This is a genomic window from Microbacterium sp. 22195 (assembly GCF_052056515.1).
Lineage (GTDB): Bacteria > Actinomycetota > Actinomycetes > Actinomycetales > Microbacteriaceae > Microbacterium.
Window position 1 is genome coordinate 498670 of the sequence record NZ_JBQEPE010000001.1, and the last position, 19308, is coordinate 517977.

General features: G+C 69.6%; 18 protein-coding genes. 13 read left to right on the plus strand and 5 right to left on the minus strand.

The genetic code is table 11. The annotated features are described in order from the left end of the window. Window positions 1-46: 46 nt before the first annotated feature. From polA to ACTJJ4_RS02465, 6 genes are all read left to right on the plus strand, one after another. Complete coding sequence (gene polA, locus ACTJJ4_RS02440) at window positions 47-2680, plus strand: DNA polymerase I (protein ID WP_440941858.1); 2634 nt, start codon at window positions 47-49, stop codon at window positions 2678-2680. Between the two features lie 39 nt (window positions 2681-2719). Continuing rightward, the gene (locus tag ACTJJ4_RS02445) at window positions 2720-4393 is read left to right on the plus strand and encodes a DUF885 domain-containing protein (protein ID WP_440941859.1); all 1674 of its coding nucleotides are present in this window, start codon (window positions 2720-2722) and stop codon (window positions 4391-4393) included. 65 nt (window positions 4394-4458) lie between these two features. Continuing rightward, window positions 4459-5811 carry an MFS transporter gene (locus ACTJJ4_RS02450; protein WP_440941860.1) on the plus strand — a complete coding sequence of 451 codons (1353 nt, stop codon included), beginning with the start codon at window positions 4459-4461 and terminating at the stop codon, window positions 5809-5811. A gap of 42 nt (window positions 5812-5853) precedes the next feature. After that, window positions 5854-6609, plus strand: a complete 756-nt coding sequence (locus ACTJJ4_RS02455) for an SGNH/GDSL hydrolase family protein (RefSeq protein WP_440941861.1) — start codon at window positions 5854-5856, stop codon at window positions 6607-6609. After that, complete coding sequence (yczE, locus tag ACTJJ4_RS02460) at window positions 6606-7262, plus strand: membrane protein YczE (RefSeq protein ID WP_440941862.1); 657 nt, start codon at window positions 6606-6608, stop codon at window positions 7260-7262. Before ACTJJ4_RS02455 ends, yczE begins: the two co-directional genes overlap by 4 nt. Window positions 7263-7265: 3 nt before the next feature. Beyond that, window positions 7266-8009: a formylglycine-generating enzyme family protein gene (locus ACTJJ4_RS02465; protein WP_440941863.1), complete on the plus strand. Its 744-nt coding sequence runs from the start codon at window positions 7266-7268 to the stop codon at window positions 8007-8009. Window positions 8010-8041: 32 nt separating this feature from the next. On the opposite strand, the gene ACTJJ4_RS02470 is transcribed toward ACTJJ4_RS02465, so the two are convergent. Continuing rightward, complete coding sequence (locus tag ACTJJ4_RS02470; protein WP_440941864.1) at window positions 8042-9370, minus strand: MFS transporter; 1329 nt, start codon at window positions 9368-9370, stop codon at window positions 8042-8044. Window positions 9371-9501: 131 nt separating this feature from the next. Here ACTJJ4_RS02470 and ACTJJ4_RS02475 point away from each other — a divergent pair, with 131 nt between their 5' ends. From ACTJJ4_RS02475 to ACTJJ4_RS02500, 6 genes are all read left to right on the plus strand, one after another. Continuing rightward, the gene (locus ACTJJ4_RS02475) at window positions 9502-10818 is read left to right on the plus strand and encodes a TrkH family potassium uptake protein (protein WP_440942808.1); all 1317 of its coding nucleotides are present in this window, start codon (window positions 9502-9504) and stop codon (window positions 10816-10818) included. Then, complete coding sequence (locus tag ACTJJ4_RS02480) at window positions 10811-11509, plus strand: potassium channel family protein (protein WP_440941865.1); 699 nt, start codon at window positions 10811-10813, stop codon at window positions 11507-11509. The genes ACTJJ4_RS02475 and ACTJJ4_RS02480 overlap by 8 nt, the downstream gene beginning before the upstream one ends. 54 nt (window positions 11510-11563) lie before the next feature. Further along, entirely contained in the window at window positions 11564-12646 is a 1083-nt protein-coding gene (locus tag ACTJJ4_RS02485) for a DNA polymerase IV (RefSeq protein ID WP_440941866.1), read from the plus strand. Window positions 12647-12749: 103 nt separating this feature from the next. Continuing rightward, on the plus strand, window positions 12750-13166 hold the full coding sequence (locus ACTJJ4_RS02490; protein WP_440941867.1) for a GNAT family N-acetyltransferase: 417 nt from the start codon (window positions 12750-12752) through the stop codon (window positions 13164-13166). A 5-nt stretch (window positions 13167-13171) separates the two neighbouring features. Further along, window positions 13172-13672, plus strand: a complete 501-nt coding sequence (locus ACTJJ4_RS02495; protein WP_440942809.1) for a GNAT family N-acetyltransferase — start codon at window positions 13172-13174, stop codon at window positions 13670-13672. A gap of 70 nt (window positions 13673-13742) precedes the next feature. Continuing rightward, the gene (locus tag ACTJJ4_RS02500; RefSeq protein ID WP_440941868.1) at window positions 13743-14240 is read left to right on the plus strand and encodes an HIT family protein; all 498 of its coding nucleotides are present in this window, start codon (window positions 13743-13745) and stop codon (window positions 14238-14240) included. Here ACTJJ4_RS02500 and ACTJJ4_RS02505 read toward each other — a convergent pair. The 4 genes from ACTJJ4_RS02505 to ACTJJ4_RS02520 all read right to left on the minus strand — a co-directional run bounded on the left by ACTJJ4_RS02505 (window position 14191) and on the right by ACTJJ4_RS02520 (window position 17755). Further along, on the minus strand, window positions 14191-15126 hold the full coding sequence (locus tag ACTJJ4_RS02505) for an alpha/beta fold hydrolase (RefSeq protein ID WP_440941869.1): 936 nt from the start codon (window positions 15124-15126) through the stop codon (window positions 14191-14193). The two genes, ACTJJ4_RS02500 and ACTJJ4_RS02505, sit on opposite strands and share 50 nt — an antisense overlap. 149 nt (window positions 15127-15275) lie before the next feature. Beyond that, window positions 15276-16151 (minus strand): serine hydrolase domain-containing protein, encoded by an 876-nt coding sequence (locus ACTJJ4_RS02510; RefSeq protein WP_440941870.1) that lies wholly within the window; start codon window positions 16149-16151, stop codon window positions 15276-15278. A 176-nt stretch (window positions 16152-16327) separates the two neighbouring features. Beyond that, complete coding sequence (locus ACTJJ4_RS02515; protein ID WP_440941871.1) at window positions 16328-16819, minus strand: hypothetical protein; 492 nt, start codon at window positions 16817-16819, stop codon at window positions 16328-16330. Between the two features lie 135 nt (window positions 16820-16954). Next, the gene (locus tag ACTJJ4_RS02520) at window positions 16955-17755 is read right to left on the minus strand and encodes a class I SAM-dependent methyltransferase (RefSeq protein WP_440941872.1); all 801 of its coding nucleotides are present in this window, start codon (window positions 17753-17755) and stop codon (window positions 16955-16957) included. A gap of 253 nt (window positions 17756-18008) precedes the next feature. Here ACTJJ4_RS02520 and aspS point away from each other — a divergent pair, with 253 nt between their 5' ends. Beyond that, window positions 18009-19304, plus strand: a complete 1296-nt coding sequence (gene aspS, locus ACTJJ4_RS02525) for an aspartate--tRNA(Asn) ligase (protein ID WP_440941873.1) — start codon at window positions 18009-18011, stop codon at window positions 19302-19304. Window positions 19305-19308 lie beyond the last annotated feature (4 nt).

The window sequence follows — 19308 nt, forward strand, 5'->3', positions numbered from 1 at the left end:
CGCGTCCTCCTCGGCGAGTGTCCGTCGCTCTCGTTAGGCTTGCAGGGTGACGGACTCCGCAAAGCCTACCCTCATGGTCGTCGACGGCCACTCGCTCGCGTACCGGGCGTTCTTCGCCCTTCCGGTCGAGAACTTCACGACCAGGGACAACCAGCACACGAACGCCATCTACGGCTTCCTGTCGATGCTGGTTAACCTCATCAAGGCGGAGAAGCCCACCCACATGGCCATCGCCTTCGACACCTCACGTCACTCGTTCCGCACCGATGAGTACCCGGAGTACAAGGCGACGCGCTCCGAGACCCCGAACGAGTTCAAGGGCCAGATCCCGCTGCTCCAGGACTGCCTGGCAGCGATGTCGATCCCGGTGCTCACCAAGGAGGGCATCGAGGCCGACGACATCCTCGCGACGCTCGCACGACAGGGCTCCGAGAAGGGCTACGACGTGCTCGTGGTCTCCGGCGACCGCGACTCGATCCAGCTCGTGAACGACGAGGTGACGCTGCTGTACCCCTCGGTGCAGGGGGTGTCGCAGCTCAAGCGCTACGACCCGATCGCCGTGCAGGAGCGCTACGGCGTCCGGCCGGAGCAGTACCCCGACATCGCGGCGCTTGTCGGCGAGACCAGCGACAACCTGCCCGGCGTGCCGAAGGTGGGGGAGAAGACGGCCGTCAAGTGGCTGACGCAGTTCGGCTCGCTGGACGAGCTGCTCGAGCGAGCCGGCGAGATCAAGGGCGTCGTCGGCGGCAACCTCCGCGAGCACATCGAGGACGTGCGCCGCAACCGGCGGCTGAACCGCCTGCTGAACGATGTGGAGCTGCCCGTCGGCCCCGACGAGCTGGCCGTGGCTCCCATCGACGCCCAGGCGGTGCGCGACATCTTCGCACGCCTGGAGTTCCGCACTCTGCTGCCGCGCGTCTTCGAGGCGGTGGGGGCCACTGACGAGCCCGTGCACGACGAGCCCGCCGTGAAGGTGCCGGAGCCCACCGAGTCGTCGGCGTCCGCCGCGGCGGAGTGGCTCGCTGCGCAGGACGGCGAGATCGGCGTGCGCCTCGTGCTGAACGGCTCGACGATCACGCGCTTCGGCTTCGCCAGTGCGACGGAGCTTCACGAGGGCGGTTGGAACGACGACGCGGCTGCCGCGCTGCGCGGCTGGCTGGAGTCCGACGCGCCCAAGGTGCTCGACGACGCGAAGCCGCAGGTGAAGGCGCTGCTGCGGGCCGGCATCCGCATCGGCGGCATCGCCTACGACACGCTGCTCGCGGGCTGGCTGATGCGCCCGAGCTTCCCGGACAAGACCCTCGCGCACCTCGTCGGCCGTTACCTCGACGAGAAGCTGCCCGAGGCCGATCCCACCCAGCTCGTGCCCGAGACAGACGGCGCCACGCCCTCGCAGGAGGCCTGGTTCACGCTGCGCACGGCTGCCGCGATCCGCGAGGCGATGCCGGATTCCGTGACGACGGTGCTCACCGACATCGAGTTGCCGACCCTGCTCACGCTGGCCGACATGGAGGTCGCGGGCGTCGCCGTCTCCCACGACGTGCTCTCCACGTTCTCGGGCGAGCTGCTCACTCGCACCGAGAGTCTCGCCGCCGACGCGTTCGCGCTCGTCGGCCGGGAGTTCAACCTGGGCTCGCCCAAGCAGCTGCAGGAGGTGCTGTTCGACGACCTCCAGCTGCCCAAGACGCGCAAGACCAAGACCGGCTACTCGACGGATGCCGCGGTGCTGGCCGACCTGCAGGAGACCAACCCGCACCCGTTCCTCGATCTGCTGCTGCAGCATCGCGAGGCCACCAAGCTCCGCCAGATCATCGAGTCGCTGGACACCGCGATCGGCGCCGACCATCGCATCCGCACCACCTACGTGCAGACCGGGAGCCAGACCGGACGACTGTCCAGCACCGACCCCAACCTGCAGAACATCCCGGTGCGCACCGAGGAGTCCCGTCGCATCCGCAGCGCCTTCGAGGTCGGGGAGGGCTACGAGTCCCTCCTCACCGCCGACTACTCGCAGATCGAGATGCGCATCATGGCGCATCTGTCCGGTGACGCCGGGCTGATCGAGGCGTTCAACTCCGGTGAGGACCTGCACCGGTTCGTCGGCGCCAGGGTCTTCGGCGTCGAGCCCGAGGAGGTCACCTCGGCCATGCGCACCAAAGTCAAGGCGATGTCGTACGGCCTCGTCTACGGGCTCTCGGCCTTCGGGCTGTCCAAGCAGCTGCGCATCGAGCAGTCCGAGGCCAAGCAGCTGATGATGGAGTACTTCGCCCGGTTCGGCGCGGTGCGCGACTACCTTCGCGCCTCGGTGCTGAAGGCGAAGGAAGACGGTTACACCGAGACGATCTTCGGTCGCCGGCGCCCGTTCCCGGACCTCAGCAGCCCCAACCGGGTGCTGCGCGAGAACGCCGAGCGCGCCGCGCTGAACGCCCCGATCCAGGGCAGCGCCGCCGACATCATGAAGATCGCCCTCTTCCGCATCCACGCGGACCTGCGCCAGGCCGAGCTGCGCTCACGGGCCCTGCTGCAGATCCACGACGAACTCGTCGTCGAGATCGCGCCGGGGGAGTGGGACGCCGTGGAGGCGATCGTGCGCGAGCGCATGGGCGGAGCCGCCGACCTCTCGGTGCCGCTGGACGTGCAGGTCGGTCGCGGACGCGACTGGAACGAAGCAGCGCACTGATCCCCTGACCTGCGGCCGTGCGGGGCTAGGCTCGAATCCATGACTGCTGAACCCCGCACCCCCTCCGCGATCGACCAGGTCGCCGAGCGCTGGGTGGACACCCTTGTGGATCTGTCGCCGACGCTGGCGACCTACATCGGCCGTAACGAGGCGAACGGAAAGCTCGACGACCTCAGCCCCGAGGGCCACGAGCGCTCGGTCGCGGCTGCACGCGCGACACTCGCCGAGCTCGACGCACTGGAGCCCGTCGACGAGATCGATCGGGTCACCAAGACCGATCTGTCCTCCGAACTGCGCCTGCAAGTGGAGCTGCACGACGCGCAGTGGCACCTGCGCGATCTGAACGTGATCGCGTCCGCGCCGCAGGACTTCCGGCAGGCGTTCGATCTGATGCCCACGGCGACCGCCGAGGACTGGTCGGTCGTCGCGGAGCGCCTGGCCGCGCTGCCCGCAGCCATCAAGGGCTACACCGAGACGCTGCGCGAGGGAATCCGCCAGGGCGTCGTCCCCGCCCGCCGGCAGGTGACCGAGGTGGCCACCCAGATCGGCCGCTACACGGCGGATGACGGCTTCTTCGCGGCGTTCGTCGCCGAGGCCGCTCCTGAGGAGGGTCAGCTGCCGGCGTCCCTCGCCAAGGAGCTCGCCGATCGCTCGGGCGCCGCCCGCGTCGCCTACGACGAGCTGCGCACCTTCCTCGCCGGCGAACTGGCTTCGGTGGCGCCGGAGCAGGATGCCGTCGGCCGCGAGCTCTACGCGCTGAACTCCCGCCGCTTCCTCGGCGCGACGATCGACCTCGACGAGACCTACGAGTGGGGCCGCGATGAGCTCGAGCGGATGATCGCCGAGCAGAACTCGATCGCGAACGAGATCCTCCCCGGAGCCACGGTCGAGGAGGCGGTCGCGCACCTCGAGGCCGATCCGTCCCGCAAGCTGCACGGCACCGAGGCGCTGCAGCGCTGGATGCAGGAGACCAGCGACAAGGCCATCGCGGACCTCGGCGCCAGCCACTTCGACATCCCCGAGCAGATCCGCGAGCTCGAGTGCATGATCGCCCCCACCCAGGAGGGCGGGATCTACTACACCGGGCCGACCGACGACTTCTCGCGTCCCGGCCGGATGTGGTGGTCCGTGCCCGAGGGCGTCACCGAGTTCGACACCTGGCGCGAGCTGACCACGGTGTACCACGAGGGCGTCCCCGGTCACCACCTGCAGATCGCGCAGGCGACCTACAACCGCGCCGAGCTGAACACCTGGCGGCGCGTGCTGGCGGGCACCTCCGGTCACGCCGAGGGCTGGGCCCTGTACGCCGAGCGTCTGATGGAGCAGCTCGGCTACCTCGACGATCCCGCGGACCGGCTCGGCATGCTCGACGGCCAGCGCATGCGCGCCCTGCGCGTCGTGCTGGACATCGGCGTCCACCTGGGCAAGCCGCGCCTCGACGGCGACGGTGTCTGGGACCACGACTACGCGCTGGACATGATGCGCCGCAACGTGAACATGTCCGACGAGTTCCGCCAGTTCGAGGTGAACCGCTACCTCGGATGGCCGGGCCAGGCGCCGTCGTACAAGGTCGGCCAGCGCATCTGGGAGCAGGTCCGTGACGCCGTGCGCGCCCAGGAGGGCGACGCGTTCTCGTTCAAGGGGTTCCACAAGCGCGCCCTCGACATGGGCGGCGTGGGCCTGGACACGCTGCGATCGGTGTTCCACGTCTGAGACCCGCGTGCGGGCATCTCATCGTAGAGGTGTGGTCATGCTGACCTCACCTCTACGATGAGAGCATGCCCGAACCCTCGCTGACGAGCCGGTCGTCCCTGGCCGCACGACTCGACGCCCTGCCCTTCACGCGCTCGCATCTGCGCGTGCTGACGGGCTCCGGCGTCGGCTGGGCCCTGGACGCCATGGACGTCGGCCTCATCTCGTTCATCATCGCGGTGCTCGCCCGGGAGTGGTCGCTCGATTCGTTCACGACCGGGTGGATCGCATCGGCCGGGTTCATCGGGATGGCGATCGGCGCCAGCGTCGGCGGGCTGCTGGCCGACCGGCTGGGGCGCCGGTACGTCTTCGCCGTGACGCTGCTGATCTACGGCCTCGCGACCGGGGCGAGCGCCCTGGTCGGCGGGGTGGCCGTGCTCATCGTGCTCCGATTCTTCGTGGGCCTCGGGCTCGGGGCCGAGCTGCCGGTGGCGTCCACGTACGTCAGCGAGTTCGCACCCGCGCGCATCCGCGGTCGGCTGATCGTGATCCTGGAGGCGTTCTGGGCGGTCGGCTGGACAGCATCCGCCCTGATCGGCTACTTCGTGATCCCGGCCTCCGAGAACGGCTGGCGGTGGGCGTTCGCGCTCGGTGCGATCCCCGCGGTGTACGCCCTGGTCGTGCGGTGGGGCCTGCCCGAGTCGCCGCGCTGGCTGGCGTCACGGGGTCGCATGGGGGAGGCCGAGCGGATCGTCTCGCGGCTGGAGACGGATGCCGACCTGCAGCGAACCCCCGCGATCCGCAAGGAGCCGGTGCGCGAGACGCTCGCCCCCACCGCGTCGCGGCGGGTCGCCCTCCTGTGGGCGCCGGAGTTCCGGCTCCGCACCGCCAGCGTCTGGCTGGTGTGGTTCTGCGTGAACTTCGCGTACTACGGCGCGTTCATCTGGATCCCCAGCATCCTCTTCGCCGCCGGCTACGACCTGGTCAAGTCGTTCGGCTTCACCCTGCTGATCACGCTCGCGCAGCTGCCGGGGTACGCCGCCGCGGCGTGGCTGATCGAGGTGTGGGGCAGGCGTCTGACCCTGTCGGTGTTCCTGACCGGTTCCGCCGTCTCCGCGGTGCTCTTCGGCATCGCCGGCAGTGAGGGCGTGATCATCGCGACCGGAATGGCGCTCTCGTTCTTCAATCTGGGAGCCTGGGGCGCGCTGTACGCCGTGACTCCCGAGATCTACCCGACCTCGCTGCGCGCGACCGGAGCGGGCTGGGCCGCCGGCATCGGTCGCATCGCATCCATCATCGCGCCGCTGGTGGTGCCGCTGCTGCTCGCCCAGGGCGGTGCGCCGTTGGCCTTCGTCGTGTTCTCGGTGTTCTTCGTGATCGCGGCGGTGGCGGCCTGGGGGCTCGTCGACAGGCGCGGCGCGAGCCTCGACGACCGCTGACCCATGGCGCCGAGCGGTCCGGCGCGGCCATAGGCTGGAAAGATGGCGGAAGTGCGATTCGTGGCGATCGGCGACTCCTTCACGGAGGGCGTCGGCGACGAGCTGCCGGACGGCACCGTGCGGGGCTGGGCTGACATCGCAGCGCAGGGCTGGGCCGACGCGTCGGGGCACAGCATCCGCTACGCGAACCTCGCGATCCGCGGCAAGCTGGCCTGGCCGATCGTCGAGCAGCAGCTCGAGCCCGCGCTCGCTCTCCGGCCGACGCATCTCTCCTTCAACGGCGGCGGCAACGACATGCTGCGCCCGAACGCCGACATCGAGCACCTGGCCGACGCCTTCACCCGTGTGCTGCGCAGGTGCGATGAGGAGGGCGTGCAGCTCATCGTGCTCTCGGGTGCGAACCCCAGCGCTCGCCTGCCGATGGGCAGGATGGTGCAGCGGCGCGGGGACGAGCTGTCGGATGCCGTGATGCGCCGCATCCAGGACCGACCCGACGTCGTCCGCGCGCTGAACTGGCCCGACACCGAGCTGTCCCGTCCCCAGTACTGGTCCGAGGACCGACTGCACATGAACGCGCACGGCCACCACCGCGTCGCGGCGCGCGTGCTGCACGCACTCGGCTACGAGCCGCCGAGCGAATGGTGGGCTCCAGCACACCATCCGGTCGCAGGGCCGAGCGGCTATGCGTACTACCGCGAGTTCGTCGCTCCGTGGATCAGGCGACGTGTCACCGGCACGTCGTCCGGCGACGGGCGCACCGCGAAGTACGGGGGCTGGGTCGAGCGGACGCCGCGATGAGGTCGCTCGCCGGCCGCCGGATGCTGCGCCGCGTGCCGCAGCTGCTGATCGGCCTGTTCCTGTACGGGATCGGCATCGCGTTCATCGTCCGCGGCATGCTCGGCGCCGCTCCCTGGGACGTCCTGACCCAGGGCATCGCGACGCACATCCCGCTGTCCTTCGGGACCATCACGATCATCGTCAGCGGCATCGTGCTGCTGATGTGGATCCCGCTGCGCCAGAAGCCGGGCATCGGCACGGTGCTGAACGCCCTGCTGGTCGGCCCCGCCGCGGATGTCGGCTTCCTGACGATTCCCGAGACCGACGTGCTGTGGCTTCGCGTGATCTTCTTCGCGATCGGCCTGACGGTTCTCGCCGCAGCCACCGGCCTGTACATCGGTTCGCATTTCGGTCCCGGTCCACGCGACGGGCTGATGACCGGCCTGCACCGCGTCACCGGCCGGCCGATCTGGCTGGTCCGCACGGCCCTCGAGGTCTCGGTGGTGCTGATCGGCTGGCTGCTGGGCGGGAACGTCGGCCTCGGCACCGTGGCGTTCGCTCTGCTGGTCGGCCCGATGTGCCAGTTCTTCATGCGCGTCTTCGAGGTGCGGCTGCCTGCGGAGCGCCTGACTCAACCGGACGGCGATCTCCGCCCCGACACGGTCGCGGGCTGAGACATGGACCTGTGGGAGATGCGGACGCTCCCGGGCGGCACGGTGACCCTGCACGACGCGCGGCGGGAGCAGCATCGCACAGTCCGACTCGAGGCGTTCGAGATCGGCGTGTTCGCGGTGACCGAGGAGCAGTTCGCAGAGGTGCTCGGCATCCCGGCCTCCCGTCCGCGGCACCCTGCGCGCGATCTCAGCTGGCTGCGCGCGATCCGGTTCTGCAATGCCGCGTCGGAGTGGGAGGGGCTCGACCCCGCCTACGCGTTCGACGGCGAGGAGGTCACCTGGCATGTCGACAGCGACGGATACCGGCTGCCGACGGAAGCCGAATGGGAGTTCGCGTGCCGGGCGGGCTCGACCGGGCCTCAGTACGGCCCGCTCGCGGAGATCGCCTGGACCGGGGCCGACGGGGGATCCGAGCCGCACGACGTCGGGCTGAAGCTGCCCAACCTCCACGGTCTGTTCGACACGCTCGGGAACGTCTGGGAATGGTGCTGGGATCTGCTCGACCCCGAGCGCTACGACGACTACCGCGTCTTCCGTGGCGGCGGCTTCGCGGATGACAGCTGGAGCGTTCGGGCCTCCGTCCGGCGGGGTGGTGCTCCGCGCATGCACCACGACGACGTCGGCATGCGACTCGCCCGTGGCGGCTTCGACGCGGTCGACAGCGCCCAGGGCTGGTCGGCGCAGGCCGATGTCGAGCGCGGAGGCCGCGGGGGCCCACATCCGATCGGCTGGACCCGACGCGGCTGAGCGAGGCGACCCGCGACTGGCCTTCTGCCCGCTCAGCGGTTCCGCGGGCGCTCCGGGTCGAGTCCCATCCGGATGCGGGTGTGCTTGCGCTCGATGATGATCATCGTGAGCCCGAGGATCCACAGCGGCAGCTGGGTCAGGAACGCCCACCGGAAGGCTTCGGGCGAGTAAGTCGCGGGTGTGCCGGCACCCTGCAGGTCGAGCATCAGACCGATGAGGAAGATCGCGATGAGTCCGGCGAGGAATCCGCCCGAGTTGGTCACGCCGGTGGCGGTGCTGAGCCGGTGCACGGGGTTGTGCGTGCGGGCGTGGTCGAAGGCGATCATGGATGCCGGACCACCGGCTCCCAGGCACACGATCAGGATGGTGAGCAGCCACACCGGGGCGGGTGCGGGCCACGCGATGACGAGCAGCCATCCGATGACCTGCACGCTGACGATCGGCACGACCAGCGCGAGTGAGCGGCGCGTGGGGATCCGGCGGGAGAGCTCGCCCAGGATCGGGCTGAGCGCCATCGCGACGATCACGTTCACCGACAGGAGTCCGGCCGCGGCCGCGTTGGAGAGTCCCTCGCCCGCGGTGAGGAACGGCATGCCCCACAGCAGCAGGAAGGCGGTGCCCGCGAACGGCGTGGTGAAGTGCGTCCAGAAGGCGAGCCGCGTGCCGGGGTGGGCCCAGGCCGCGCGGATGCCGACACCTGTGTCGATCGAGGAGGTGACGACGCGGATCACGCCGGTCTCGGTGTTGACCGTGACGTCCTGCTCCTGCTCCGGGGGACGGTTGCGCACGAAGGCCCACACCAGGATCGCGAACAGGACTCCCAGTCCGGCGATGCTGCTGAATGTGATCGTCCAGGACGTGGAGTGCAGCAGGGCGGCAAGGGGGAGCAGCGCGACGAGCTGGCCGCACTGGCCCGCCAGGCCCGTCATCTGTCCCATCAGCGGACCGCGCTGGGCGGGGAACCAGGTGGCGACCAGGCGGATCACCGCGGGGAAGATCGCCGCGTCCCCTGCGCCGAGCAGCACGCGGGCGACGATCGCGACGCCGATGCTGGGGGAGACCGCCATCACGAACTGCCCCACGCTCATGAGGAGCATGCCGACGACCATGATCGGACGCGAGCCGTAGCGATCTAGGAGCACCCCGATCGGGATCTGCATTCCGCCGTAGACGGCCAGTTGCACCACCGCGAACAGCGACAGGGTGGCCGCGTCGGCGTGGAACCGCTCCGCGGTGTCCACGCCCACCGCGCTCAGCGAGCTGCGGTTCGTGATGGCGAGGACGTACGCCGCGACGGCGACGCCCCAGATCAGCCAGGCGCGCCAGCCGGGGCCGGAACGGGGGAGGGGAGTGGCGGTCACCCGTACCAGGGTAGTCGGCGCGAACGGACGACACGGCTCGTCCGGTGTACAGTTGCCCGGTGGATCTGAGAGCGCAGAGCGCTGCGGGACCGGGCAGCGCGCGCCGCAGGCCGGCCCGCGGCCGTACCGGGCTGCATCCGTCGCAGGTCGTCGTGCTCGGATTCGCCACGGCCATCGTCGTGGGCACGGCCCTCCTCATGCTCCCGATGTCCAAGCGGGGACCGGGTGGCGCCGAACTCGTGGACGCGCTCTTCACCGCGACGTCCGCGGTCTGCGTCACGGGCTTGACCACCGTGGACACGGCGACGTACTGGACGCCGTTCGGGCAGGTCGTGATCATGCTGCTGATCCAGCTGGGCGGGCTCGGCATCATGATCTTCGCGTCACTGATCGGTCTGGTGCTGGCCCGCAAGCTGACAGTCCGATCTCGCATCAACACCGCCTCCGAGGCGAAGGCGACCGGGTGGGGGGACGTCCGCGGACTGGTCCGCGGGATCGTGCGGATCACGCTGGGGATCGAAGCGGTCGTCTTCATCCTGCTCTGGCTCCGGTTCGCCTTCGGCTACGGCTACGACCCGGGCAGGGGGGCCTGGAACGCCGGGTTCCTCGCGGTCTCGTCGTTCAACAACGCGGGGTTCGCTCTGTACTCGGACAACCTGATGGGATTCGTCGCCGATCCGTACATCTGCCTGCCCATCGCGGCGGCGATCATCCTCGGCGGCCTGGGCTTCCCGGTGATCATGCAGCTGCGCAAGGAGTTCCGCCGCCCGCTGCACTGGACCATGAACACCAAGCTCGTCCTGTGGGGCACCCTCGTGCTGCTGGTGGGCGGCACGGTCTATCTGACGGTCATCGAGTGGAGCAATCCGAAGACCCTCGGCGGGCTCGACCCCGCGGCACGGATCCTGGCCGGGTTCTTCCAGTCCGTGCAGACCCGCACCGCCGGCTTCAACTCCATCGACATCGGCGCCATGCACGATGCGAGCTGGTTCGGCATGGACATCCTGATGTTCATCGGGGCCGGACCGGCCGGAACGGCGGGTGGCATCAAGGTCACGACCTTCGCCGTGCTGTTCTTCATCATGCTGACCGAGCTGCGCGGCGAGGGCGCGGTGAACATCTTCGGCAAGCGGCTCAGCCGCGCCGTGCACCGCCAGGCCATCACGGTCGTGCTCATCGCCGTCGCCGCGGTCGTGGTGGGAACCTCGGCGCTGCTGCTGATCACGGACAGCACCCTGGACCGGGTGCTCTTCGAAGCGGTGTCCGCGTTCGGTACGGTCGGACTCTCGACAGGCATCACGACGCAGCTGCCGGCTGCGGCGAAGCTGGTGCTGATCATGCTGATGTTCCTCGGCCGACTCGGTCCCCTCACGCTCGGCACGGCGATCGCACTGCGTGAACGTCGCGTGCTCTACGAACTCCCCAAGGAAAGGCCCGCCATTGGTTAGGTTCTCGCTCTTCGGCGGCGATGCGTCGCGGCGCATCGCCGAGGCGGACTCGGTCGCCGTCATCGGTCTCGGCCGGTTCGGAAGCGCACTGGCGCATGAGCTCATGGCCGCCGGCACGGAGGTGCTCGGCATCGACATCGACGAGGATCTCGTCCAGGCGCACAACGGCGAGCTCACGCAGGTGGTGCGGGCCGACTCCACCAGGGAGGAGGCGCTGAGGCAGCTCGCGATCGACGAGTTCGACCGCGTGGTGGTGGCGATCGGAGACGATGTGTCCGCCTCCATCCTCACCTGCTCCGTGCTGCTGAGCATGCGGATCCCGGTGATCTGGGCCAAGGCCGTCGACGACCGGCACGGCCTGATCCTGGAGCAGCTCGGCGTGCACAAGGTGATCTACCCCGAGCACGACATGGGGCGCCGGGTCGCGCACCTCGTCCGTGGTGCGGCACTCGACTACATCGAGGTGGCGCCGGGTTATGCGCTGGTCAAGGCGGCCGCGCCCTCCATGCTGCACGGCGTCGCCCTCGGTGAGACCGGAGTCCGCACGACCCACGGCATCACCGTCGCCGCTTACCAGCACGGGGCGGACGAGTGGCACAACGCCGACAACACCACCGTGCTGCGTCCAGGCGACACGATCCTCATCGTGGGACCCACCGAGCGAGCCGAGGCGTTCGCGCAGCTGCGCTGAGCCGCACGAGCGAAGCCAGGTGACAGATCGGGCTTCGTGCCGCAGACTCGAGGCATGACTCCGGCGCCCTGGGTGCTCCACGTCGACATGGACCAGTTCATCGCGGCGGTCGAGGTGCTGCGGCGCCCCGAGCTCGCCGGACGGCCTGTGATCGTCGGCGGCAACGGCGATCCCACCGAACGGGCGGTGGTGTCCACGGCATCGTACGAGGCGCGCGCGTTCGGCATCGGTTCGGGGATGCCGCTGAAGATCGCGGCCCGCAAGGCGCCCGAGGACGCGGTCTTCCTGCCGGTGGATCACGCGGCGTACGAAGAGGCATCCGCCGGGGTGATGAGCGCGCTCCGCGCCCTTCCCGGCGTGGTCGTGGAGATCATCGGATGGGACGAGTGCTTTCTGGGGACGACGACGGATGACCCGGAGGCCCTGGCCCGCGACGCGCAGCACGCCGTGCTGGCCGCGACCTCCCTGCACTGCTCGGTCGGCGTGGGCGATAACAAGGTGCGTGCCAAGATCGCGACGGAGTTCGGCAAGCCCCGGGGCGTCTTCCGCCTCACGGCAGAGAACTGGTTCGAGGTGATGGGGGAGAGGCCCACCCGCGATCTGTGGGGCGTGGGCTCCCGCGTGCAGAAGCGACTGGCCGACCACGGCATCCGGACGGTGCGCGACCTCGCCGATGCCGACGAAGCCGAGATGATCCGCGAGTTCGGTCCGAAGATGGGCGTCTGGTATCACGGGCTCGGTTCCGGACGAGGTCCGGCGGTCGTGGACGACACCCCGTGGATCGCCCGCAGCCACAGCCGGGAGACGACCTTCCAGCGGAACCTCACGACACGCGCCGAGATCGAGGCCGCGATCGAGTCCCTCGCCGGGCAGGCCTTCGACGACTGCACAGAGGAGGGGCGACCCGTCATCCGCGTGCACCTGAAGGTGCGATACGCCCCGTTCGAGACGCGCACGATGGGCCGGAAGCTGTCCGAGCCTACGCAGGACCGCGGTGCCTTCATCGCAGCAGCGCGCGAACTGGCCGACGGTCTGGACGCCGGTCGCGAGGTCCGGCTGCTGGGCGTCCGCGCCGAGATGACCATGCCCGAGGGCGGTGACCCGGGGGAGCGGACGCCCGTGCGCGGCCGCATCTGAGCCTGGCGGCGCGGAAGCCGGGGCCGCCCACCCGCTGACGCCGCATCCTGAACCCTCGGTACGGGCCGCACTGCGCGGTGGCGGACGGCCCTAGGCTCTGACCATGACTGCTGCTGTGCGCGTGACGACCGACCTCGAAGACATCGACCTGGACGTGGTGCACCGCTGGCTCTCGGAGGAGGCCTACTGGGCGCTCGGCCGATCACGCGAGGTCGTGGAGGCGGCGGCGCGCGCCTCGGTGAACTTCGGGGCCCTGGATGCCGACGGCCGGCTCGTCGGGTACGCCCGCGTCGTCACCGACCAGGTGACGTTCGCCTGGCTCTGCGACGTCTTCGTCGACCCTGCCGCCCGCGGTCTCGGCGCAGGCAAGGCGCTGGCGGGGGCCGTCGTCGCGGCTGTGCGCCCCCTGGGCCTGAAGCGCGTCATGCTCGCCACCGCGGACGCGCACGAGCTGTACCGCCGATTCGGTTTCGAGGGCGTCACCGACCCCGAGAAGCTGATGATCCTGGGAGCGGCGTGACCGGGATGCTGCGGACCCGCCGACTTCTGCTGCGGAACCAGCAGCCGACGGATGCCGAGGTGTTCCATCGGCTGTGGACCGAGCGGGATGCCCGGGTGCCGGCGCATCGCAGGCTGGACGGGCACGGAAGACCCACTGCGGACGACATCGCGGAGGACATCCGGACTTCGGGAGCCATTTCACTGCTGCTCACGGTCGTGAGGGCGGAGGGGCGAGACGTGATCGGCTACGCCGGCCTGGTGTTCGCAGGCAAGGGAGCGGAGGACGAGCCCGAGATCGCCTTCGAGCTGCTCCGGGACGTGCACGGGAACGGCTACGCGACCGAGGCCGGCGAGGCGGTGATCCAGTGGGCGAGAGAGCTGGGCCATCGACGACTGTGGGCTTCTGTGTGGGACTGGAACCTCGCCTCGCGGCGGGTGCTGGAGAAGCTCGGATTCCGTGAGGACGGAGAGCCCGGCCCCCGCACCGAGCACGGTCGCATGATCCTCACCGTGCGAGATGTCTGACGCCCGCGATGAGCTGCAGCGGAGAGCGTCCTGGAGCGCTGATCCGCACTGACGGGGGGGAAAGAGAGACATGCGAGACATGTGGAATCATGAGCCGCCGGGCTATGACTGCCCGTTCTGCCGCATCCAGCGCGGCGAGTACGACGAGAACAACCGTCCCGAGGACATCGTCGGTGTGACGCCGTTCGCGTACGCGCGGGTGGCGCCGAAATGGTGGCCCGGCAACCCCGGCAGCCTGCTGGTCATCCCACGCGGACACCACGAGAATCTGTACGAGCTGCCGCAGGCCGTCAATCACGCGGTGTGGGATCTGGTGCAGAGCACCGCTCGAGCCGTGCGCGCGGCGTACGGCTGCCGGGGGACGTCGGTGCGCCAGCACAACGAGCCGGCGGGCGACCAGGACGTCTGGCACCTGCACATCCATGTCTTTCCGCGCTGGGCGGAGGACGAGCTCTACACCCGACATCACGAGGCGACGTGGCACGCTCCGGAGGAGAGGGCGGCCTACGCGGCGAGGCTCATCCCCGTGCTCGGGCTGCCCACGCGTTGGGAGGACACGGCGGGCTGATCATCGACGCCAGGGGAGTGGAGCTCGATCCGCTACTCAGCGTCCGATCAGGCCACTCTGACGGGGGAGAGGCAACCTGCGACAGCCAGTCATCGGTGACCCGTAGGAAGTCCTCCGGCTGTTCGATCCAGGGGTAGTGTCCGCAGTCGTCGATCATCGCGAGGCGTGCGCCCAGGACGGCGGCGTAGTCCGCCACCGGTCCGACACCCGTGAGGTAGTCGAGACGGCCACCGATGACGAGGGTCGGGGGAATGGGTGCAGCGCGGATGAGCTCCACCGCTTCATCCGGGATGTCATCGAACCACGCCAGTGCTGCAGCCCGACTGACCGCGCCGACGCGGGCATGAGCCCGTTCGACTTCGGTCCAGTGGGCGTACGTCGCCGGAGCCTGTCGCTGGAATGCCTGGCGAAAGGCGTCGTCGGTGGCGGGATCCTCCTGCTCCAGCGCGCGGAGCGCCGCTGCGACAGCGGGATCGGTGCGGTCGAGAGCGATCGACGCGCCGTCGTGAGGGGTGCCCGTCAGCCAGCTCGCGGGAGGGGTCACCAGCGTCAGAGAGCGGACCAGATGCGAGTGGCGGGTCGCAGCAGCGAGAGCGAGCCGGGTGCCAGCGGAGTGGGCGATCAGGTCGACGGCGTCGCGTCCGAGTGCGTCTGCCAGTGCCGCCACATCGTCGGCGTCCTGCCACCATCCACGGGAGAGCCCGCCGCTCAGAGGCGTTCCACGCGGATGGAGTACGACGAGTCGACGGGTTCTGTCCAGGCCTGCGAGGTCGCCCAGATACTCCGGGCCTCGACAGGGACCGCCCGGGAGCACGATGACGGGGCTCGCGTCCGACGGACCCATCTCCGTGACGGCGAAGGGCAGTTCCAGATCGGCGACGCGCATGATCCCACCCTGCCATGAAGCAGGGGACCGACGCGTGCTTCGCATAGGCACCTTCAGTCAAACGTGTACTGTCATAATGTGCATTATCGGTTATTACCTGATGACCGACAGAGCGCCGAGAGGGGCTCCACGGTCGCGCCCCTGACGACTCAGCCCGCGAGCACCGTCGACGCGATCTGCACGAGCCGATGGTCGTGAGTCTCCTCGTGCGCTGTGATGGTGACGACCGCATCATGCGCACGGTCGACGTACACGTACTGGCCGTACAGACCGTCGAGTCGCCAGCCGTCGCCTGGACCGGCCCAGACGGCGATGCCGTACTGCGACGAGTCGCCGTCCCAGCCCGTGCGCACCCAGTCGGCGTGCATCGCATCGATCCACTCGGCACCGACCAGCTGATCCCCGCGCCACGAACCGCGGTCGCGCAGCACACGGCCGATCCGGGCGAGCTCCTCGGTCCGCAGCTCGAGGCCGGTCCCGCCGATGATCCAGCCGAGTGGGCAACGATGCCATTGCGGGTTGTGAATCCCGAGCGGCTCGAACAGTCGCGGCATGAGCCAGTCGCGCACGTCGCCGACGACGGCGCCGAGCATGCGCATGGCGACGTAGGTGCTCGCATCGGAGTACTGATAGACCTCGCCCGCCCCGAGCGAAGGACGACGGAGCATCTCCTGTGCGATGTCGGGCCAGGGCGCCTCCTGGCTGCCGAACCATGCGAAGTCGATGCCGCTCGTCATCGTGAGCAGATGCCGTAGCGTCACGTGCTCCACGCCGTCGCCGAGCTGCATCGTGGGCAGGAGCTCCGCGACGCGCGTGTCGAGCGTGAGGATCCCGGCATCGGCGGCTATCCCCGCTGCCAGCGCGCTGACCCCCTTGGACACGGAGTAGATGTTCACGCGGTCGTCGCTGCGCCAGCGATGCTGCGCCTCGTCGTCGCCGATGAGCACGTGCACGCCGTACGCGCCGAGCCCTTCGGCGTCGATCGCGCTCACGATTCGGTCCAGTGCGGTCGCCGCTGAAATCACTCGATGAGGCTAGCAGCGGGCTCCGACATCGGCAGGTCGCGTACCTTCCGGTCGGCTCTCCGGAACCGAAGCTCTCCCCCGCGGATGCCGAACGGTACCCGCACAAGGCCGCATGGATGAACACCTACCTCGGCATCCTGATCTTCCGACTGCGCCCACTCCCCTGAGCTGACGCCTCAGCCCTGGCCCAGACCGCCGAAGGTGGTGCCCGGTTCCGGGGTCGGGCACACCGCCGACTCCGGATACGTTCCCGCCTGGGCGTGAATCGCCGAGCCGTGCTCGGTCTGCGCGATGACGACGAAGATGCCCTGGAACGGGTCGTTCTCCTGCGGAGTCAGCCCGAAGCTCGTCATGGCGCCGGGAGAGGTCTGGTCATCGGAGATCGGGCCGTACAGGCTGGAGAAGAGCCCCGGTGCCGGATGCTGGGACATCCACCTCGTCGTCTCGGGCAGGCTCGTCCCGTCGACGACCCAGTAGGCCTCCTTCACGATCGTCGGCTGGCACAGCCACGCCGTGCTGATCATGCTGAACGACGAACTCGGACTGTCTTCCACACGCTTCGCGGCAGCAGGAACCGGAAGGCTGTCCATCCACGCCTGTGCACGAGCATCCGCCGCCGGGTCGGGCGTCGGCACGAAGCTGGGATCAGGCGTGATGGGGGCAGCCACGGTCGCCTCTGATGTCGGAGCGGAACCCGTCACGCCGGGCCCTGACGCGCACCCTGCGATACTCGTGGCCACCAGCACAGAGCCGACCGCGATCACTCCCCAACGCGTCCTCATGGCTCGACCCTAGGGCATGCGTCAGGCGGGCACCCGCGCGACCGCGATCAGATGCGCGCTCTGGTCACGGATCCCGGGCATCGCGGATGCCGCCCGTGCCACGGTGAGCGCGGCATCCCGGACATCGGGATGCACGTCCTCGACGCTCTCGAGGAACAGCCCTGCGGGCCCCTCGACTCCGACCACCTCGAGCACGTCCAGTCCGGCATCCGCGACCTCCTCATCGAGCTCCTCCGCGGTGTGGAAATGCCCGGCAGGGAACCGCAGCTTCGAACCCGGCGTCCCGTCGGCGATGAGAGCCGCCCACTCCCCCGGAATCGGCGTCGGCACCGGTCGTCCGAGAGATGCAGCACCGAACGCGACATATCGCGAAAGTCCCGCGGCCAGTACGACTCCCCCGGCACGCACCACCCGACCGGCCTCACGGAGCGCCCTGATCCGATCCGCCCGGGAAGCGAGGTGATAGAGCGGGCCCAACAGGATCGCCGAGTCGAAGGAATGATCCGGGTGATCGAGCTCGCGCGCATCGCCCACAGCGGCCACCACGCCCGCGTCCTGCGCCTGTTCGACGTGCCGAAGGACAGGATCGATCATCTCCACCTCGTAGCCCGCGTCCATGAGAGCTCTGGAGTGGATCCCGGCGCCACCGCCGATGTCGAGCACACGCCCGCTCGGGACATGAGCGCGGATGATCTCCTGCGTGCGCTGGAACTCCAGCGGCCCCTGCGCCGACCGGGTCGTCAGCCGGGCGTGCTCGTCGAAGACCTCGCCGTAGTACGTCTGGATGCGCGCGTCGATGTCCTGCTGATCAGCGGATGCCATGCCGTCGAGGCTAGCCGTTCGGCGCGACCGAGCGAGCAGCTCGCCGACGATGTCGGCCTTTCCGCGGGTGGTGCTAACGTGTTGCCTGGCAGACGTGAGGCGTGACGCCCCTCGCGCCGGATCAGCTCCGGCAGACGGCTCCCGCGCGTGACGGCGTACCGACGAGAGGCCGGCGATTCACCGGCGAAGGTGTGGTGGCACCGCGATCTGGCCCCCGCCCACACCTCCAGGGCTCCATGCACCTGGAGGAATGATGAGCAGACCACCCCGTACACTCGCCACTGAGCTCGGCACCGCCGCACCCGGGACGACAGTGACCCTGATGGGTCATGTCCATCGGCGTCGCATCCTGTCGTCCGTGACCTTCCTGGTGCTGCGCGACCGCTCGGGCCTCGCCCAGGTCGTGCTGCACCGCGATGCGGAGCATCCGGCCGTCGTGCCGCCGGAGGAGACCGTGGTCCGAGTCACGGGAACCGTGGCGGCGAACCCGCAGGCGCCGGGCGGAGCGGAGGTCGTCTCCCCGCGGATCGAGGTGCTCGGCGAACCGGCCGAGACGCCGCCCGTCGAGCTGTGGCGCCCGACACTCACGGCCGGGCTGCCCGTCATCCTCGACCACGCCGCAGTGACGTGGCGTCACGCCACGCGCCGCGCGACCTGGGAGCTCGCGGCCGCCAGCCTGCGCGGCTTCCGCGAGACCCTGGACGCCGCCGGGTTCCGGGAGGTGCACTCCCCCAAGCTCGTCGAGTCGGCGACCGAATCCGGTGCGGACGTGTTCGAGGTGGACTACTTCGGTCGCCCGGCCTTTCTGGCGCAGAGCCCCCAGTTCTACAAGCAGCAGCTCGTCGGCGTGTTCGAGCGCGTCTACGAGATCGGCCCGGTGTTCCGCGCCGAGCCCCACGACACCGTGCGGCACCTGGCCGAATACCGCTCCCTGGATGTCGAGTTCGGGTTCATCGAGGACCACCGCGACGTGCTCGCCTGCCTGCGCGAGGTGCTCGCCGGCATGGTGTCGGCCATCACCTCGTATGCACCGGAGGCGGTCGACGTGCTGTCGCCCGCGATCCCGGTGGTGCCCGACAGCATCCCGGTCATCCACTTCCGCGACGCGCTGAGCCTCGTCGGCGCGCCGGAGGACGAGCCCGACCTCGCGCCGGAGCACGAACGGCAGCTGGGACACTGGGCGCGCGACGAGCACGGCAGCGACTTCCTCGCGGTCGAGGGGTATCCGATGGCGAAGCGTCCGTTCTACACGCATCCGCAGCCGTCCGACCCGCGCTGGAGCAACAGCTTCGACCTGCTGTTCCGCGGTCTCGAACTGGTGACCGGCGGTCAGCGCCTGCACCGTCACTCCGACTACGTCTCCGCCCTCCGGGCGCGGGGCGAGGACCCGGACGACTACGCGGCGTACCTGCCTGCGTTCGCGCACGGAATCCCGCCGCACGGCGGCTTCGCGATCGGACTCGAGCGATGGGTCGCCCGGCTCATCGAGGCGGGCAACGTCCGGGAGACGGCGCTCTTCCCGAGGGACATGCACCGGCTCGCGCCGTGATCGG

Bases quoted from the DNA above. Each gene is read 5' to 3' on its own strand.
- aspS (WP_440941873.1), top strand. From the start codon at position 18,009: ATGAGCAGACCACCCCGTACACTCGCCACTGAGCTCGGCACCGCCGCA.
- ACTJJ4_RS02490 (WP_440941867.1), top strand. From the start codon at position 12,750: ATGACTGCTGCTGTGCGCGTGACGACCGACCTCGAAGACATCGACCTG.
- ACTJJ4_RS02485 (WP_440941866.1), top strand. From the start codon at position 11,564: ATGACTCCGGCGCCCTGGGTGCTCCACGTCGACATGGACCAGTTCATC.
- ACTJJ4_RS02465 (WP_440941863.1), top strand. From the start codon at position 7,266: ATGGACCTGTGGGAGATGCGGACGCTCCCGGGCGGCACGGTGACCCTG.
- ACTJJ4_RS02450 (WP_440941860.1), top strand. From the start codon at position 4,459: ATGCCCGAACCCTCGCTGACGAGCCGGTCGTCCCTGGCCGCACGACTC.
- ACTJJ4_RS02445 (WP_440941859.1), top strand. From the start codon at position 2,720: ATGACTGCTGAACCCCGCACCCCCTCCGCGATCGACCAGGTCGCCGAG.
- ACTJJ4_RS02500 (WP_440941868.1), top strand. From the start codon at position 13,743: ATGCGAGACATGTGGAATCATGAGCCGCCGGGCTATGACTGCCCGTTC.
- ACTJJ4_RS02495 (WP_440942809.1), top strand. From the start codon at position 13,172: ATGCTGCGGACCCGCCGACTTCTGCTGCGGAACCAGCAGCCGACGGAT.
- ACTJJ4_RS02520 (WP_440941872.1), bottom strand. From the start codon at position 17,755: ATGGCATCCGCTGATCAGCAGGACATCGACGCGCGCATCCAGACGTAC.
- ACTJJ4_RS02455 (WP_440941861.1), top strand. From the start codon at position 5,854: ATGGCGGAAGTGCGATTCGTGGCGATCGGCGACTCCTTCACGGAGGGC.
- yczE (WP_440941862.1), top strand. From the start codon at position 6,606: ATGAGGTCGCTCGCCGGCCGCCGGATGCTGCGCCGCGTGCCGCAGCTG.
- ACTJJ4_RS02505 (WP_440941869.1), bottom strand. From the start codon at position 15,126: ATGCGCGTCGCCGATCTGGAACTGCCCTTCGCCGTCACGGAGATGGGT.